The 16,559-nt window shown below is 39.9% G+C and carries 13 protein-coding genes, 11 tRNA genes and 1 pseudogene; 21 read left to right on the top strand and 4 right to left on the bottom strand.

Annotated elements, in window-relative coordinates; all coding sequences use genetic code 11:
* Positions 1-10 precede the first annotated feature (10 nt).
* The 11 genes from LBYS11_RS17700 (at position 11) to LBYS11_RS17650 (ending at position 1,030) form a co-directional block, all read left to right on the top strand.
* Positions 11-84: transfer RNA gene (locus LBYS11_RS17700), tRNA-Met, on the top strand.
* 7 nt (positions 85-91) lie between these two features.
* Positions 92-168: transfer RNA gene (locus LBYS11_RS17695), tRNA-Ile, on the top strand.
* A gap of 15 nt (positions 169-183) precedes the next feature.
* Positions 184-276, top strand: a tRNA-Ser gene (locus LBYS11_RS17690).
* 53 nt (positions 277-329) lie between these two features.
* A tRNA-Met gene (locus LBYS11_RS17685) sits at positions 330-404 on the top strand.
* Between the two features lie 3 nt (positions 405-407).
* Positions 408-483 (top strand) — tRNA-Asp (locus LBYS11_RS17680).
* Positions 484-541: 58 nt separating this feature from the next.
* Positions 542-617, top strand: a tRNA-Phe gene (locus LBYS11_RS17675).
* A gap of 5 nt (positions 618-622) precedes the next feature.
* Positions 623-696: transfer RNA gene (locus LBYS11_RS17670), tRNA-Gly, on the top strand.
* A gap of 1 nt (position 697) precedes the next feature.
* Positions 698-774: transfer RNA gene (locus LBYS11_RS17665), tRNA-Ile, on the top strand.
* 4 nt (positions 775-778) lie between these two features.
* Positions 779-855, top strand: a tRNA-Asn gene (locus LBYS11_RS17660).
* Positions 856-865: 10 nt separating this feature from the next.
* A tRNA-Ser gene (locus LBYS11_RS17655) sits at positions 866-956 on the top strand.
* Between the two features lie 2 nt (positions 957-958).
* Positions 959-1,030: transfer RNA gene (locus LBYS11_RS17650), tRNA-Glu, on the top strand.
* 143 nt (positions 1,031-1,173) lie between these two features.
* On the opposite strand, the gene LBYS11_RS17645 is transcribed toward LBYS11_RS17650, so the two are convergent.
* The 3 genes and pseudogenes from LBYS11_RS17645 to LBYS11_RS17635 form a co-directional block, all read right to left on the bottom strand.
* Positions 1,174-1,968 carry an ABC transporter ATP-binding protein gene (locus tag LBYS11_RS17645; RefSeq protein WP_054549894.1) on the bottom strand — a complete coding sequence of 265 codons (795 nt, stop codon included), beginning with the start codon at positions 1,966-1,968 and terminating at the stop codon, positions 1,174-1,176.
* A gap of 15 nt (positions 1,969-1,983) precedes the next feature.
* Complete coding sequence (locus tag LBYS11_RS17640) at positions 1,984-3,039, bottom strand: FecCD family ABC transporter permease (protein ID WP_103118698.1); 1,056 nt, start codon at positions 3,037-3,039, stop codon at positions 1,984-1,986.
* Positions 3,039-4,039 (bottom strand): annotated as a pseudogene (locus tag LBYS11_RS17635) (FecCD family ABC transporter permease). The gene LBYS11_RS17640 and the pseudogene LBYS11_RS17635 overlap by 1 nt, the downstream one beginning before the upstream one ends.
* A gap of 144 nt (positions 4,040-4,183) precedes the next feature.
* Between LBYS11_RS17635 and LBYS11_RS17630 the strand changes: the two are divergent.
* The 5 genes from LBYS11_RS17630 (at position 4,184) to LBYS11_RS17610 (ending at position 8,932) form a co-directional block, all read left to right on the top strand.
* Positions 4,184-5,179: an ABC transporter substrate-binding protein gene (locus LBYS11_RS17630; RefSeq protein ID WP_048391036.1), complete on the top strand. Its 996-nt coding sequence runs from the start codon at positions 4,184-4,186 to the stop codon at positions 5,177-5,179.
* 135 nt (positions 5,180-5,314) lie between these two features.
* Complete coding sequence (locus LBYS11_RS17625; RefSeq protein ID WP_103118697.1) at positions 5,315-6,529, top strand: diaminopropionate ammonia-lyase; 1,215 nt, start codon at positions 5,315-5,317, stop codon at positions 6,527-6,529.
* A gap of 142 nt (positions 6,530-6,671) precedes the next feature.
* Positions 6,672-7,433: a MerR family transcriptional regulator gene (locus tag LBYS11_RS17620; protein ID WP_103118696.1), complete on the top strand. Its 762-nt coding sequence runs from the start codon at positions 6,672-6,674 to the stop codon at positions 7,431-7,433.
* A gap of 75 nt (positions 7,434-7,508) precedes the next feature.
* Positions 7,509-7,958, top strand: coding sequence for a TraR/DksA C4-type zinc finger protein (locus LBYS11_RS17615; RefSeq protein WP_103118695.1), 450 nt, complete (start codon positions 7,509-7,511; stop codon positions 7,956-7,958).
* A 47-nt stretch (positions 7,959-8,005) separates the two neighbouring features.
* On the top strand, positions 8,006-8,932 hold the full coding sequence (locus LBYS11_RS17610; protein WP_103118694.1) for a dipeptidase: 927 nt from the start codon (positions 8,006-8,008) through the stop codon (positions 8,930-8,932).
* A gap of 12 nt (positions 8,933-8,944) precedes the next feature.
* On the opposite strand, the gene LBYS11_RS17605 is transcribed toward LBYS11_RS17610, so the two are convergent.
* On the bottom strand, positions 8,945-9,865 hold the full coding sequence (locus tag LBYS11_RS17605; protein ID WP_054549900.1) for a 1,4-dihydroxy-2-naphthoate polyprenyltransferase: 921 nt from the start codon (positions 9,863-9,865) through the stop codon (positions 8,945-8,947).
* 247 nt (positions 9,866-10,112) lie between these two features.
* Here LBYS11_RS17605 and LBYS11_RS17600 point away from each other — a divergent pair, with 247 nt between their 5' ends.
* The 5 genes from LBYS11_RS17600 to LBYS11_RS17580 all read left to right on the top strand — a co-directional run bounded on the left by LBYS11_RS17600 (position 10,113) and on the right by LBYS11_RS17580 (position 16,556).
* Complete coding sequence (locus LBYS11_RS17600) at positions 10,113-11,498, top strand: isochorismate synthase (protein ID WP_066038112.1); 1,386 nt, start codon at positions 10,113-10,115, stop codon at positions 11,496-11,498.
* On the top strand, positions 11,491-13,206 hold the full coding sequence (gene menD, locus LBYS11_RS17595) for a 2-succinyl-5-enolpyruvyl-6-hydroxy-3-cyclohexene-1-carboxylic-acid synthase (RefSeq protein WP_103118693.1): 1,716 nt from the start codon (positions 11,491-11,493) through the stop codon (positions 13,204-13,206). Before LBYS11_RS17600 ends, menD begins: the two co-directional genes overlap by 8 nt.
* Positions 13,203-14,012: a 2-succinyl-6-hydroxy-2,4-cyclohexadiene-1-carboxylate synthase gene (menH, locus tag LBYS11_RS17590; RefSeq protein WP_054549903.1), complete on the top strand. Its 810-nt coding sequence runs from the start codon at positions 13,203-13,205 to the stop codon at positions 14,010-14,012. The genes menD and menH overlap by 4 nt, the downstream gene beginning before the upstream one ends.
* A gap of 63 nt (positions 14,013-14,075) precedes the next feature.
* Positions 14,076-14,894, top strand: a complete 819-nt coding sequence (menB, locus tag LBYS11_RS17585) for a 1,4-dihydroxy-2-naphthoyl-CoA synthase (RefSeq protein WP_004225917.1) — start codon at positions 14,076-14,078, stop codon at positions 14,892-14,894.
* 237 nt (positions 14,895-15,131) lie between these two features.
* On the top strand, positions 15,132-16,556 hold the full coding sequence (locus LBYS11_RS17580; RefSeq protein ID WP_048391054.1) for an o-succinylbenzoate--CoA ligase: 1,425 nt from the start codon (positions 15,132-15,134) through the stop codon (positions 16,554-16,556).
* The last annotated feature ends 3 nt before the right edge of the window (positions 16,557-16,559 follow it).

Below are 16,559 nucleotides of genomic sequence, written 5' to 3'. Positions count from 1 at the left end.
TAAAGATCCTGGCGGCGTAGCTCAGCTGGCTAGAGCGTACGGTTCATACCCGTAAGGTCGGGGGTTCGATCCCCTCTGCCGCCATCTTAAAGGACCTTTAGCTCAGTTGGTTAGAGCAGACGGCTCATAACCGTCCGGTCGCAGGTTCGAGTCCTGCAAGGTCCACCATTTATATATTGTAACGGAGGTATACCCAAGTCTGGCTGAAGGGATCGGTCTTGAAAACCGACAGGCGGGTAACACCGCGCGGGGGTTCGAATCCCTCTACCTCCTCCAGTTTTAAATTTTTATAAATGGTGCTTTAAAAACTCGAAACAACATAAAATTATCGCGGGGTGGAGCAGTGGTAGCTCGTCGGGCTCATAACCCGAAGGTCGTTGGTTCAAATCCGGCCCCCGCAACCAAAAGGTCCCGTGGTGTAGCGGTTAACATGCCTGCCTGTCACGCAGGAGATCGCCGGTTCGATCCCGGTCGGGACCGCCATTTTTAAAATAAAAGTCATGAGAAGCAAAAAAGTGAGCAAGCTTAGCATGGACGAAATGGGTCAGTAGCTCAGTTGGTAGAGCATTAGATTGAAGCTCTAAGTGTCGGCGGTTCGATTCCGTCCTGACCCACCATTTATGCGGGTGTAGTTTAATGGTAAAACCTCAGCCTTCCAAGCTGATGTCGTGGGTTCGATTCCCATCACCCGCTCCAAGGGCCTATAGCTCAGCTGGTTAGAGCGCACGCCTGATAAGCGTGAGGTCGATGGTTCGAGTCCATTTAGGCCCACCATTATTCCGAAGTAGCTCAGTTGGTAGTAGCACCTGACTGTTAATCAGGTTGTCGCAGGTTCGAGTCCTGCCTTCGGAGCCATTTTTATTTTGGGGAAGTACTCAAGAGGCTGAAGAGGCGCCCCTGCTAAGGGTGTAGGTCGGGTAACCGGCGCGAGGGTTCAAATCCCTCCTTCTCCGCCATGGGCCCGTTGGTCAAGTGGTTAAGACACCGCCCTTTCACGGCGGTAACACGGGTTCGAATCCCGTACGGGTCATACTAAGTGCAGTAGATGAATTTACATCTACTGCACTTTTTAATTTACTTGATATTTAGATTTATAACATAGCTATAATAAATGAAAGCCTACACAGAATGATTAAACTGTGTAGGCTTGTTTGTTGTTTTTTAAATTAGTGATTAAATTTTTCGTCCTTTTCCATATGGGATGCAAAGAGGTGTACCAAAGATTGGATCTGTCGTCATTTGGCAATCAAGGTCAAACACATGATTAACTAAATCAGTGGTCATAATTTCTTCTGGTTTCCCTTGACGATAGACACCACGGTCACGCACTGTAATAATATGATCGGCATAGCGACAAGCAAGATTAATATCATGTAGTACCATAATAATAGTTCGCTTTTGCTGTTGGTTCAATTCGAATAGTAAATCTAAAACGTCTATTTGATGAGTTAAATCTAAGTATGTCGTAGGCTCGTCTAAAAGAATGATATCTGTATCTTGAGCAAGCGTCATAGCTATCCAAGCACGTTGACGTTGTCCTCCTGATAGCTCATCTACTGGTCTATCTTGTAAATGCTCTGTACCTGTAGCTTTTAAAGCGCTTAAAACGATTTCTTCATCCTTTTCAGTCCACTGTTGTCGCCAACTTTGGTAAGGATAGCGACCTTGTTTCACAAGTTGTAGGACAGTTAAGCCTTCTGGTGCAACAGGAGATTGAGGAAGAATAGAGAGGTTTTTAGCCACTTGTTTTGTAGATAATTTAAAAATATCCTCACCGTCTAATAAAACGGAGCCTTTTTTAGGTTTTAATAATCGAGCAATGGAGCGTAAGAGTGTGGATTTACCACAGCCATTCGCTCCGATTAATACAGTAATTTCATTCAAAGGAATAGATAAATTGAGATCTTCGATAATATTGAAATCACCATAACTTAATGTTAGAGATTTGGTTAATAAAGATTCAGTCATGTAGTATAGACTCCTTTATTTTTTAGGGTTTCTAAATAATAAATAGATAAAGTAAGGAGCACCGATAGCAGCAGTAAAGACGCCTGCGGGTACTTCTAATGGGCTAAATGCTGTACGACCTATAATATCTGCAACCATTACAAGCAATGCACCAATTGCTGCGGATGCCGGAATAAGTACACCGAACGATGAACCAACAATGCGTCGTGCAATATGAGGAGCCATTAATCCTACAAACCCAATAGCACCAGCAAATGCTATGGCACTCGCTACTAAACTGGAGCATAATAGAATTAAGTAAAGGCGTGTTTTTTGAACAGGCTGCCCTAGGCTTGATGCTGTATCATCACCTAATTCTTGAACATTTAACTGCCGAGTAATAAAAAAGGTTATAAGTAGAAGTACAAAAATCAATGGAATAACGATTTGTACTTGATCCCAATCCGAACTTTTGACACTACCCGTAATCCATTTATTCGCTTCACTTGCTTGATAAATTGGGCCGATAATCATTAACATTGTAGTAACTGCTTGCATGAATGCCGACACGCTAATACCGATTAAGACAAGACGATTTGGTGTGACACCATCTTTCCAAGCAAATAGGTAGACTATACATCCGACGATAGTAGCACCTATGAATCCTGCTAATGGCAACCACTCTATACTAACTGTTAAAGAGTGATTAGAATCACTGAAAATGGCTAAGAAACCAACAACCGCTGCCCCACCACCAGCAGATATGCCGATTATATCAGGTGAGGCAAGTGGATTTTTAATGATTCCTTGTAAAACTGCACCTGCGACGGCTAACGCCATTCCAGCAAACAAGGCCATGAAAATTCGAGGCATTCGAAAATCAATAATAATCAGTTGATCAAAATCTGAGCCGTAACCAAAAAAAGCTTGTAAAACTTTAAATGGATTGATGAATGAATCACCAAATGATGCACTAAGAAAGAACACGGCAAGAGTTAGTATGCAAATCACTGTTAATTTTTTTATAGCTTGTACATCTATTAAAAATGAAATTTTTTGTTGAAGTAAACGAATTGTTTTTACATGTTTCATTATTTTTTTCCACCTTTTCGCGCAAGGTAAATAAAGAATGGTGTGCCAATCATAGCAGTCATGACGCCTACTGGAACTTCTTGTGGCATGATAATATAACGAGCCGCAACATCAGCCAGCAATAAAAGTATCCCCCCAAGTAAAGCAGCCATAGGAATAAGCCATCGATGATCAGTGCCGACAAACTTGCGCGCAAAATGGGGAACGACAATCCCTATAAAACCAATGGGGCCAGCAATTGCAACTGCTCCCCCTGCTAAAAAATAACAATAAGACCGACCAATATCTTCATAAGTCCTAAACGTAAACCAAGACCTCTTGCTACATCATCGCCAAGAGCGAGAATATTCATTTTGGGGGAAATGATGAGGGCAGCAATCCACCCAATTACTAGATACGGTAGAACAGATAGTAGAATTTCAAGTTTTCTACCTTGTACAGAACCTGCTAACCAAAACAAAACTTGATCAAGTTCTGCTTCATTTGTAGCGAGTAAACCTTGCGTAAATGATGCAAATAGGGCACTGATGGCAGCACCAGCTAAAGTTATTTTCACTGGAGTAACAGCATCTCTACCTGAGAAACTAATTCCATAAACGGATAAAGCAGCGATTGCTGCACCAAGAAATGCAATCCACGCAAAAGATTGCAAGCTTGAAATGTGGAAAAAAATCATGGCAAAGACAACAGCAAAGCCTGCTCCTGCATTAATGCCCAAAATTCCAGGAGAGGCTAATGGATTTTTCGTTAAGGTCTGCATAAGCACGCCTGTAATAGCTAATGAAGCACCAACGCAACTGGCTATAAGAGCTCTTGGAATTCGAACATTTTGAATAATAAGATGCTCATTTGAATTGTTAAATTGTCTAAAAGATTCATACGTAGTTTGAATAGAAGTATTTGCATAACCATACACAATACTGATCCCCATAGAAAGAAGTAATAGTATGACTCCTACTAGTAAAGCAATCATTTTAGAATAATTATTTTTTAATATCATATTTAACGTGTACTCTTTTCTTGGAAAATTATTAAATTAGTTATTGACATTGATAGTTACATACAATACGATTAATATCGTTCTTAGACAGATGAAAGTGATTTTCATTCTCGTCAAATATGCTTAAATATTTTATCATATACAATGGAGGAAGAAAAGGTGCAAAAAGCTTTTCAAAAACTATTAGTTTTACTAGCTGTGGTTGCTATTTTTGTTCTGGCAGCATGCGGTACTTCTAAAGATAATGCCAAAGAAGAAAGTACAAAAGAAAGCAATGCTTACAGTGTTGACCATGCAATGGGGACAACTGAAGTAAAAGACACACCAAAACGTATCGTTGTTTTAACTAATGAAGGAACAGAAGCATTATTAGCTCTAGGTATTAAACCAGTAGGTGCTGTTCAATCTTGGACAGGCGATCCATGGTATGATCACATCAAGGATCAAATGGAAGGTGTAGAGGTTGTCGGTATTGAACATGAAATAAATATCGAAAAAATTGCTTCTTTAAAGCCAGATTTAATCATTGGCAATAAATTACGACAAGAAAAAGATTATGCTAAACTTAGCAAAATTGCTCCAACTGTGTTTTCTGATACATTACGTGGTGACTGGAAAGAGAATTTTAAATTATACGCTAAAGCAGTAAATCAAGAAACAAAAGGTGAAGAAGTTCTAAAAGCTTACGAAGATAAGTTACAAGCTCTGAAAGAAGAACTTGGAGAACAAACCAACCAAGAAGTTTCATTTGTACGCTTTATGGCCGATAAATCTCGTATCTATTACACAGATTCATTCTCAGGTGTGATTTTTGATGCTTTAGGATTTAAACGTGTTGCAGCGCAAGCAGATTTATTTAAAGATAATGCTAAACTAGGAAACTTAGCGATTGAAGTAGGGAAAGAAGCGATCCCTCAAATGGATGGGGATGTTATTTTCTACTTCACGTACATGCCAACAGGCGATGATTCAGCACTAGCAACTGAACAAGAGTGGACACAAGACCCGCTTTGGAAAAACTTAACAGCAGTCCAAAAAGGCAATGCACATAAGGTGGATGATGTCATTTGGAATACGGCTGGAGGCATTTTAGCTGCGAATATTATGTTAGATCAAGTGAAAGAAATCTTTGTTAAATAATTTTCTTATAAACTATACATTTATCGATGTTCGATAAATGTATAGTTTTTTTACTTCCTAATATATACTCTCCTAGTACTTTAAAGTTAGATAGACTATGATGTAGATATTGACCATAAATTGAGGGGGATGGCGATGAAGGAAAAATTAGGGTGGGTTTATAATCAGCATTATTTAAAGCAAGATCATATAAAACAAGCAACAGCAATACTTCCATATTTTTCACTAGATCAAGTGAGGAAGGTTGGTCAATTTCAGCGTACATATGAGCAATCTGAGAAGACACCACTTCATCATCTTGAGGCACTATCTTCATATATGGGTGTAGAAAAAATTATGGTTAAAGATGAATCTTATCGATTTGGTTTAAATGCCTTTAAAGTTTTAGGAGGTATTTATGCAATTGCGCAATATGTTGCCAATAAGCTTGGAAGGAATATAGAAGAGCTATCGTTTGAACAGTTAAAAACTCCAGAAGTAAGAGCGCAAGTAGGCAATCTAACATTTATTTCAACGACAGATGGAAATCATGGTCGTGGTGTGGCATGGGCTGCAAGAGAACTGGGTTTTCAAGCAAGAATATATATGCCAGCTGGTAGCGCCGCTGAGCGGTTACTGCATATTAAAAGTGAAGGGGCTTTTGCTGAAATTACGACAATGAATTATGACGATACTGTTCGTTATACCTCACAGCTTGCACAAGAAAATGGCTGGGTCTTGATTCAGGATACGATGTGGGAAGGCTATGAAGAAATTCCATTATGGATTATGCAGGGGTATACAACCCTTGTACAGGAGATTGATGAACAGATTCAGCAAGCCCCTACACATGTATTTTTGCAAGCTGGTGTGGGGTCCTTTGCCGGAGCAGTAGTAGCATTTTTACAGCAATACTATGAGCAGGATATTACATTTGTCTTGGTTGAGCCACATGTCGCTAATTGCTATTATGAAAGCTTTAAGAAAAATACAGATCAATTTGTCACTGTTGGTGGGGAGATGCAAACTATAATGGCAGGTCTTGCTTGTGGTGAACCGAATCCACAAGCTTGGCAAATCTTAAAAGCCTACACAAAAATAAGTATCTCCTGTGAGGAAGAAATAGCAGCAACAGGTATGCGCGTTCTAGGAAATCCTTTAGCTACAGACACTCGCATTATAGCTGGTGAATCAGGAGCGGCGCCATTTGGTTGCTTTTATGAAATAATGACTAATGAACAATATAAGGAATTAAAACATGCCTTGCACCTAAATGAACAGGCAAGGGTGCTGTTTATTAATACAGAGGGTGATACAGATAAAGAGAGTTATCGAGAAATAGTATGGCATGGGAAATATGCGAATCAATAGCAAACTAGTGATTTACTAGTTTGCTATTTTCCTTTTGTAAAAGGATTTGAAAGTATAATTAAGTTTAATTAAATTTTTTTATTTTAACTCTTGACCTTAACGTTGCGTCAAAGCTTACAGTAGCATTAGTGGAGGTGATGAGATGGAATATACCATTCAGGAGCTTGCTCAACTATCGGGCGTTAGTACAAGAACATTGCGTTATTATGATGAAATTGGATTGCTGAAACCAGCAAGAACCAATGAGGCAGGTTATCGATTTTATGGCCAATGGGAGGTCGATATGTTGCAGCAGATTTTATTTTACCGTGCTTTGGATATGAAATTAGCGACAATTCAGGCTATTATTCAAGCACCAAATTTTCAGCATGCTGAGGCGCTCAAAACACATAGAGCTGCTTTGCTTCAACGCAAAGAGCAGTTGGAAACGATCTTACAGACAGTAGAAAAAACAATACAATCCATTGAGGAGGAACAACCAATGTCTAATGAAGAAAAATTTAAAGGCTTTAAAGAAAAGTTAATTGAGAATAACGAAAAGCAGTACGGCAAAGAAATCCGTGAGAAATATGGGAATGAAACAGTGGATGCATCCAATGCTAAGCTTATGAACATGACGGAGCAACAATATCAAGCGATGCAACAGCTAGAACAGCAAATGTTTGAACGTTTAGCAGAGGCAATGAAACTTGGAGATACAACAAGTGACATTGCGATGGAAGTTGCAGAGTTGCATAAACGCTGGCTCAACTTTACGTGGAAAGAGTATTCCAAAGAGGCACATGCAGGGCTGGCACAAATGTATATTGCTGATGAACGCTTTACCGCTTATTATGATGAGCGTGGTGAAACAGGAGCAGCAAAATTTTTGCATGACGCCATTATAGCTTATACAAGTAAGTAAATAGGTCTTCCTTATGCTGACATGTTTTAGAAATCGTAAAACAGGAAAAAATGAAAGCATGAGGAGGAGATTATTGTGGATCAACAGGTAATGCAACAATTAAAAAGACAACTAGAGCAAGAATTACAAGAAATAGAACAACGAATAGAAGAATCAGAGCGACCTCAAGCGACAGAATTATCGAATTATGATAATCATCCAGCTGATAATGCAAGTGATTTAACGGATCAGCTTACAGAAATGGCTATTGATGAGCATCGTGGTGATAATGCTGAAGAAATAAAAGAAGCTCTTCAAGCAATGGCAGACGGTACATATGGCAATTGTACAGTCTGTGGTAAGGAAATTCCGATTGGTCGCTTAGAGGCAATGCCGCAAGCTCTGACTTGTGTGGAACATGCAGAAAAGAAAGAAGACAATTTACGACCAGTGGAAGAAGATGTTCTTTCTTCAACACCAAAATCAGATGATTTTATCGAGCTGGAGGAATACGGCTCTTCTGATACACCACAGGATAAAATTTAGTAAGTTTTACCTCGCAGAAGCAGTATAATAACTGTAGAGGTGAGGATATGAAGATTATTGATTTACATTGTGATGCGCTTTTAAAGTTAACTACTCTTGAAACGGCAAATTTTGCTGAGGATGTGCGAATACATGCTAATCAAAAAAGATTGCAATTAGGGCAAGTAGAGGCTCAAGTATTCGCTATCTTTATTGACCCAACAATCCCACAAAGTCTACAATTTCTTGAGGTCATGCGCCAAATCGAAGCATTCCATACTCACGTATTACAAACAGAGGGCATGGTGCATATTACAGGTTGGGCACAGTTAGATCAATTAGCTCCCCACGAAATAGGAGCCATTCTAAGCTTAGAGGGCTGTAGTGCCATTGGCGAAGATTTAACAAAACTGACAGCTGTACTGGATGCAGGGGTGAAGTTGGTAGGTTTAACATGGAATGAAGAAAATGCTGTGGCCCATGGTGCTGAACAGGATGCAATTCTTGGTTTAAAGCCATTTGGTAAAGAAGTTATACAATTATTAAATGAACGCGATATTATTATTGATGTGTCCCATCTAAATGAGCAAAGCTTTTGGGATGTCTTGCCGCTTGCAAAGCATATTATTGCAAGCCATAGTAATGCACGTGCACTATGTGATCACCCGCGTAACTTAACTGATGCCCAGGCAAAGGCACTTGTTGAGGCGGGAGGACATATCCATGTAGTTTATTTCCCACTCTTTATAGGCAAAGGTGCAACACTAGACCATTTAGTGGGGCATGTGGAGCATTTAGCTAAACTGGTAGGTGTGGAGCATATTGGATTAGGCTCCGATTTTGATGGGATTGATAGGACTGTCAGTGGCTTAGCCCATGCAGGAGAGGCACAAAATTTACTAGAGGCATTACGTACACGCTTTTCAGATGAAGAAGTGTATGGTATTGCAAGCCAAAATTTCCGACGCTATGTAAAAAAAGCAGCAACCCGTTAAGGCTGCCGCATCTTAATAAAAGAAATAATGAATTAATAAACCGATTCCTAATAGGAAGCCGAAGAATGTATTTGTTTGCGCTGTATATTTCATCGCAGGCATTACCTCTTTGGCTTCTTTTTTGTCTCGGAAAATTTGAATGGCACGTAATGGTTTTGGAACACTTAGGAAGATGATTAATGCCCAAAAAGTAATACCATCAACTGCTACAAGAGCAATCACCCATAAATAAGAGACGATAAAAAAGCCTGATAACACGGAAATTGCATTATCACGTCCTACCAAAATAGCTAAGGTTTTTCGTCCGCCTTCTGTATCGCCAACAATATCACGTATATTGTTCGATAGCATAATGGCACCGACTAAAATCATGCTTGGTACAGAGAGCAAGACAGCATCTAGTGTTACTGTAAGCGCTTGAATATAGAAGGCAATTAATACAATGCCCATCCCCATTACTGCGCCAGAAACAATTTCACCAAATGGCGAATAGGCGATTGGGTATGGTCCACCTGTATATAAAAAGCCAATAAGCATACAAACAAGTCCGACAACAGCTAACCACCAAGATGTTGAGGCACATATGTAAATGCCAAGAAGCATGGCAATAGCATAAAAGCTTAATGCAATCATCATAATTGTTTTTGGCTGTACACCATGACGGACAATCGTTCCGCCAATCCCGACGGAATGCTCGTTATCTAATCCTAATTTGTAATCATAATATTCATTGAACATATTCGTTGCTGCTTGTATAAGCATACTTGCAATGAGCATAGCAAAAAATAGTCCAAAATCAATTGTTTCTTTTTCAATTGCTAAGGCAATTGCTGTTCCTAGGAATACTGGAACAAATGAAGCGGTTAAAGTATGTGGACGTGTTAAATGCCACCACACTTTAAAACCCCTATCAGCTTCAATGACTTTGGTCATAAGGTCTTTCTCTCCTTCAAATGTTGTCGACTCTTCTTATTTTAAACGAAGATTGAGAAAATGGGTAGGTTCACAGCTTATTACATACTGTTTAATGAAAAAAAGTGATACAATAGAACATGCATTTATGAACTGAAAATAAAAAAGAACAATTAGCAACAGTACGAATAACGTGTTGCCAACTAAAATATGATGTGTTATTTAACCATCATTCATTATGTACATTGCAACAACGGAGGTAATTTTCATGCAACAGAAGTGGTACCAAGCCACAGAAGTAGAAGTGGACTCTTTGGGCCAAAGCCTTCATTTTTATATGGAAACAATTGAAGTAAGTCGCCTATCTGCACTGGCGTTCTATGCAGCTGGCGAGGAATGTTATAAAGGTGAACGATTTTATTGGCAAAATAGAGAAAAAACAATGACATTAGTTGGGCTAGGACATGCTCATACTATTCAAAACAACGCTAAAGAAAACCGCTTTGATGCAGTTGAAGCGGAATGGAAAAACATAACGAAAAACTGTCCAAAAGGTCAACAAGCGTTACAACCAATTTTGTTTGGCGGTTTTACATTTGATCCTCAAAATAATGTAGACGGGGAATGGACGGATTTCCCAGAGGCTTATTTTGCATTAGCAACGTTTCAACTGGTGATACGCGATGATAAAGCATACGTAAGTATTCACCTTTTGACACAAGACCAACAGGCTGAGGATCAGTTCGAAGCGCTAAGAAAAGAGCGCGATCATTTAATCCATGCAGCTCAGGTTAAAGAAGTGAAAACGTATACAAAACCTGAAATCATAAGTTATTTTGAACCATATAAAGAGCCTTATTTAGCCTCAATCGATCAAGTGACAGCATTAATTAAACAGAAAAAGGCAGATAAAGTGGTCATTGCACGATCACTTGCTTTGCAATTTAAAGAGTATGTATCCGCACCACAAGTACTTTCTCAAATTATTCATGAACAACCAGAAAGCTATTTATTCGGTTTAGAGCATAGACATTTATTATTTTTCGGAGCATCACCTGAACGACTTGTGAAAGTAGAAGATGGTCGAGCATTTTCTTCTTGTGTTGCTGGCTCAATTAAACGAGGTAAGACTGCAGAGGAAGATGAGGCTTTTGGACAAAGTTTATTAAATGACCCTAAAAATGGCGGAGAACATCAGTATGTTGTGGATATGATTGCGGAAACATTCCGTAAAAATTGTGTGGACATGACGGTGCCAGATAGACCACGCTTGTTAAAAATACGAGATATTCAACATCTGTATACGCCTGTTGAAGGTCAGTTAAATCAGGATGCAACAATCTTACAATTGACTAAATCATTACATCCAACACCCGCTTTAGGTGGTGTACCACGCAAAGAAGCATTGGCAGCCATCCGGAAATATGAGCCGATGAATCGGGGACTGTATGCTGCGCCAATAGGCTGGCTAGATGCAGAGGGTAACGGTGAGTTTGCAGTTGCCATACGTTCAGCAGCCTTACTAAATGATAAAGCTTATTTATATGCAGGCGGTGGAATCGTCGCAGATTCAGAGCCGCAATCTGAATATGAAGAAACATTAGTAAAATTCCGTCCAATGCTTCGTGCGCTAGGGGGACAATTACATGAGTGAACGAAAAATACTAACAGATTATGTTTATAAAATGGTCGCATCGCTAGTGCAAGCTGGTGTAGAAAATGTTGTCGTTAGTCCAGGCTCACGTTCAACACCGCTTGCTTATGCGGTTGCTTCTACTAAACAAGTAAAAATGTATCGGCAGGTAGACGAGCGCTCAGCAGCATTCTTTGCGCTAGGGCTTGCTAAGGCAACTACTAAGCCTGTGGTTCTTTTATGTACATCTGGTACAGCAGCAGCTAACTATTTTCCTGCGATTGTGGAGGCAAGCTATGCACGTGTACCATTAATCATTATAACAGCTGATCGCCCACATGAATTACGTGAGGTAGGCGCTCCACAGGCTATCAACCAACCCAATTTATATGGTTCACATGTAAAGTGGAGTGTTGATTTTCCGTTAGCAGATGGTGCTGAACCAACATTGCCTTTTATTGAGCGTCATCTTGCTCGTGCGGTAGCCATTGCCACGAGCGCACCTTTTGGACCAGTCCATATTAATGTACCTTTCCGTGAACCATTATTAATTGATTTACAGCAGGAGCTACCAGCAGTGACGTTTAAGCACAGCAGTATGGGACAATTAACCCCAACACGCGTGGATCAACAGGTACTATCCTCTATTATACAATCAACTAAAAGAGGTTTTATGATCATTGGTGAGTTAGCTCTTGGTACAGAATTATCCATAGTTTGGGAATTTGTACGTCAGCTGAAGTGGCCTGTCATTGTTGAAAGTTTATCGAATATGCGTACATCCGTACCAGCGGATTGTTTACCATTTATCGTGACAACCTATGATGCCATTATGAAGAGTGATGACTTCAAAGCACTGGTACAACCAGATACAGTAATCCGAATAGGGGCACAACCAGTTTCGAAGTTTATAATGCAATTTATTACAAAGTCACGCCCAAATGCGTATGTGATTATCGATGAAGACCCTATGTTTAGAGATGCTACAGGCGTATCTACGCATTTTATTCATGCGAATGTCGATCAGTGGCTAACAGAATTAGCTATCACTGAAACGGCTATCGAGGAAACATACTTAGTCGAATGGCAAAAAGCAAATCAGCTTGCTTCTATGTTTATTGAACAATACGCAGAGGTAGAAAAAGATGAAGGGGCTATAGTCAGTCGTTTACTCAAAATGATTCCTGACGGTAGTGATATTTTCGTAAGCAGTAGTATGCCAGTACGAGATATTGATACATTTTTATTGGCTACACCGAAAGATCTACGTGTTTTTGCCAATCGAGGAACGAACGGGATTGATGGTGTCGTATCAACAGCAATCGGTTTCAGTCAGGGAAATAATCGAGAAAGTTATTTACTGATTGGTGATTTAGCCTTTTTGCATGATGTGAATGGACTCATTGCTTCCAGATATCAGGAATGTAACTTAACGATTATTGTGATGAATAATGATGGTGGTGGTATTTTTTCTTATTTACCACAGTCAACTGTTGAAGATCACTATGAGGATTTATTTGGCACACCAACAGCCCTTGAATTCCGTGACATTGCACATATGTATGATATGGACTATGTACGTGTCGAAACAATATCGGAGCTTTCTGAGAAATTTTCAACATGTAAAAACCATTCTTTACGATTAGTTGAAATATTTACAGATAGAACCGAGAATGTGAATGCACATCGAGGTTTATGGAATCGAATTAATGCGGAGTTAAAAGTATGACAAAGTGGATGATTCGTGGGCTTGAAACCCATGTCGACATATGGAATGAAAAAGGTGAATATACAGTCGTTGCCTTACATGGATTTACCGGTAGCTCAGCAACATGGCATAATCTAGCACAAGCTCTACCTCATGTGCGTGTTATTGCCGTTGATTTAATCGGACATGGTCAAACAGCTATTCCACAGCACGTACAGCGTTTTTCTATGGAGGAGCAATTACAGGATTTAGAAGAACTATTTTGCCAGCTTCATTTAGAGAAATTTACGCTGTTAGGCTATTCAATGGGTGGAAGAATCGCTTTATCCTATGCCATTTCGTATCCAGCTCGTATACATCAGCTAATTTTAGAAAGTGCATCTCCTGGCTTGCGAACAATGGAAGAGCAAAATGAACGTTGTAAGCGAGATGAAGCACTAGCGCAAAAAATAATGACGAATGGTGTACTGTCCTTTGTCAATGCTTGGGAAAGCATACCGCTTTTTGCTTCACAGCAACGTCTACCTAAAACTGTAAGAGAAACTATTCGAGAAGAGCGACTATCACAGAAGGAAGAGGGACTTGCTGGTAGCTTGAGAGGTATCGGGACAGGCGTTCAACCTTCAAATTGGGATAGATTGTCGCAACTAGAAATACCTGTCCTGTTAATTACAGGTTCATTGGATGAGAAATTTTGTAAAATTGCACTAGAAATGAAAGCGCTATTAAATACTGTTAAGCATTTAACAGTAAATGACGCTGGACATGCAATTCATGTGGAAAATCCCGCTGAGTTTGCTACAATAGTAGAGGAGTATTTAACGTAATATACGATTACGTTAGCGCCTCGCTAGAAACGAGACGAATTTAATGATATAGGAGGCAATTCAATGACACGTCAATGGACAACATTACATACTTATGAAGACATTAAGTATGAGTTCTATAACGGTATCGCAAAAATTACGATTAACCGTCCAGAAGTGCGTAATGCATTCCGCCCAAAAACGGTAATGGAAATGATTGACGCATTCTCACGTGCACGCGATGATAAAAATATCGGTGTTATTATTCTAACTGGTGAAGGTGAACATGCTTTCTGCTCAGGCGGAGACCAAAAAGTTCGCGGTCACGGTGGCTACGTAGGAGAAGATGAAATTCCACGTCTAAACGTTCTTGATTTACAACGTTTAATCCGTGTAATTCCAAAACCTGTAGTAGCAATGGTAGCTGGCTACGCAATTGGTGGAGGTCACGTTTTACATGTTGTCTGTGACTTAACAATTGCAGCTGACAATGCTCGCTTTGGACAAACTGGACCAAAAGTAGGTTCATTCGATGCTGGTTATGGCTCAGGCTATCTTGCTCGTATTATTGGTCATAAAAAGGCACGCGAAATTTGGTACCTATGCCGTCAGTACGATGCACAACAAGCACTTGATATGGGCTTAGTCAATACAGTTGTGCCTTATGCGCAATTGGAAGATGAGACAGTTCAATGGTGTGAAGAAATGCTTCAAATGTCACCAACTGCACTACGCTTCTTAAAAGCAGCGATGAATGCAGATACAGATGGTTTAGCAGGTCTTCAACAAATGGCTGGAGACGCTACACTTCTTTACTACACAACTGATGAAGCAAAAGAAGGCCGCGATGCATTCAAAGAAAAACGTCAACCAGATTTCGGTCAATTCCCAAGATTCCCTTGATTAATATGGGGTTTAAAGCTCGTATCTTTTGAGATACGAGCTTTTTATATGTCTTGAACAGAGTGAAGATAAAAATAGGGGATAGAAGTGGCTAAGAGGTGGATAAAACTCTCAAAGTAGCGGATAGAACTCAAGAGGTGAAGGATAGAGGTATTCACTAAAAAGCTAGATACTACATGGATAATAGACAAACTAGATGGGAAAGCGTTAAGATGTAGGGTGATTGGAGTGACAAAGATGTATCCTAACTGGATTTTACAAAGAGCTTATTTAACACCTTTCCGTAAGGCACTTACCTTTAAAAAGCAAAGCTGGACTTTTCAAGAATTGAATGATGAATCGATAAAACGTGCTCGACAATTAGTGACACTCGGTATTCAACAGGGTGATCGAATTGCTATTATGGGGCCAAGTAAGCCTGAGCTTGTAATCATGATGTATGCCTGCATGCATCTGCAATGTGAAATGGTGATGCTTAATCGTAGACTATCACAGGATGAGCTGGCTTATCAGCTAGAGGATTCAGAGGCTGTAGCGGTATTAGTTGCCGATGAGGATGTAGAAAAGCTACCATTTGAAACAACCTATCATTTATTTTCAGCAATTGAAAAGGGTGCAGAGGGTGCAGTAGATATTGTCAAGGAATGGCCTCTTCATCAAACAACAACTATTATGTATACGTCTGGTACAACCGGCTTCCCAAAAGGGGTTCGCCAAACAGTTGGAAATCATCAGGCTAGTGCCACTGCCTCCGTTTTAAATATTGGGCTACAGGCTCAGGACGTTTGGCTATGCGCGGTCCCTTTATTCCATATTAGTGGGTTCTCCATTTTAGTGCGTTCACTGCTATATGGAAATCAGATCTTTTTATATGAGAAATTTGATGTGGAATCTATCGCACAAAATATTATGGATGGGGATGTCACCCATATGTCTGTTGTAGCGGTGACCTTGGAACGAATTCTACATACGCTAGAGCAACGCAATGCGAAAGCGTCATCTTATTTTAAGTTAATGTTAGCTGGAGGTGGACCTGTTCCCGTTGATTATTTAGCGAGAGCACATGCGTTAAATTTAGCTGTCGCACAAACGTATGGGATGACAGAAACCTCCTCACAAACAGCCACATTGGCAAGTGAAGATGCTATGAGGAAAATTGGTTCTGCTGGAAAGCCTTTATTTTTTAATCAAATAATGATTGCTGAGCCAAATGCTAAAGGTGAAGGGGAAATTTGCATACGAGGTCCTCATGTCACACCTGGCTATATTGGACGTTTTGCACAAAAAAATGCAACGAAGGCTGGCTGGCTTCATACAGGTGATATTGGTTATGTGGATGAAGAGGGTTATTTATTCGTCATTGATCGAAGGGCAGATTTAATCATTTCAGGGGGAGAAAATATTTATCCTGCAGAAATAGAAAATGTACTACTCACACACCCAGCTGTCAAAGAGGCGGGTGTATGCGGTATGCCTGATGAACAATGGGGTCAGGTACCCATTGCATTTATCGTGTTAAATGAGCAGGTATCTGTTGAGCAACTAAAGGCCTTTTGTTTACAGAAACTTGCTAAATATAAAGTGCCTAAAGAAATGATTATTACAGACAGTCTTCCGCGCAATGGTGCGGATAAATTGTTGAGACGGAAATTATTACAATAAAAA

Origin of the sequence: Lysinibacillus sp. YS11 (genome assembly GCF_002896375.1) — a bacterium.
In the GTDB taxonomy this organism is placed as follows: Bacteria; Bacillota; Bacilli; order Bacillales_A; family Planococcaceae; genus Lysinibacillus; species Lysinibacillus capsici.
Note: the sequence above shows the minus strand (reverse complement) of the source record. Positions and strands in the feature narration are given on the sequence as shown.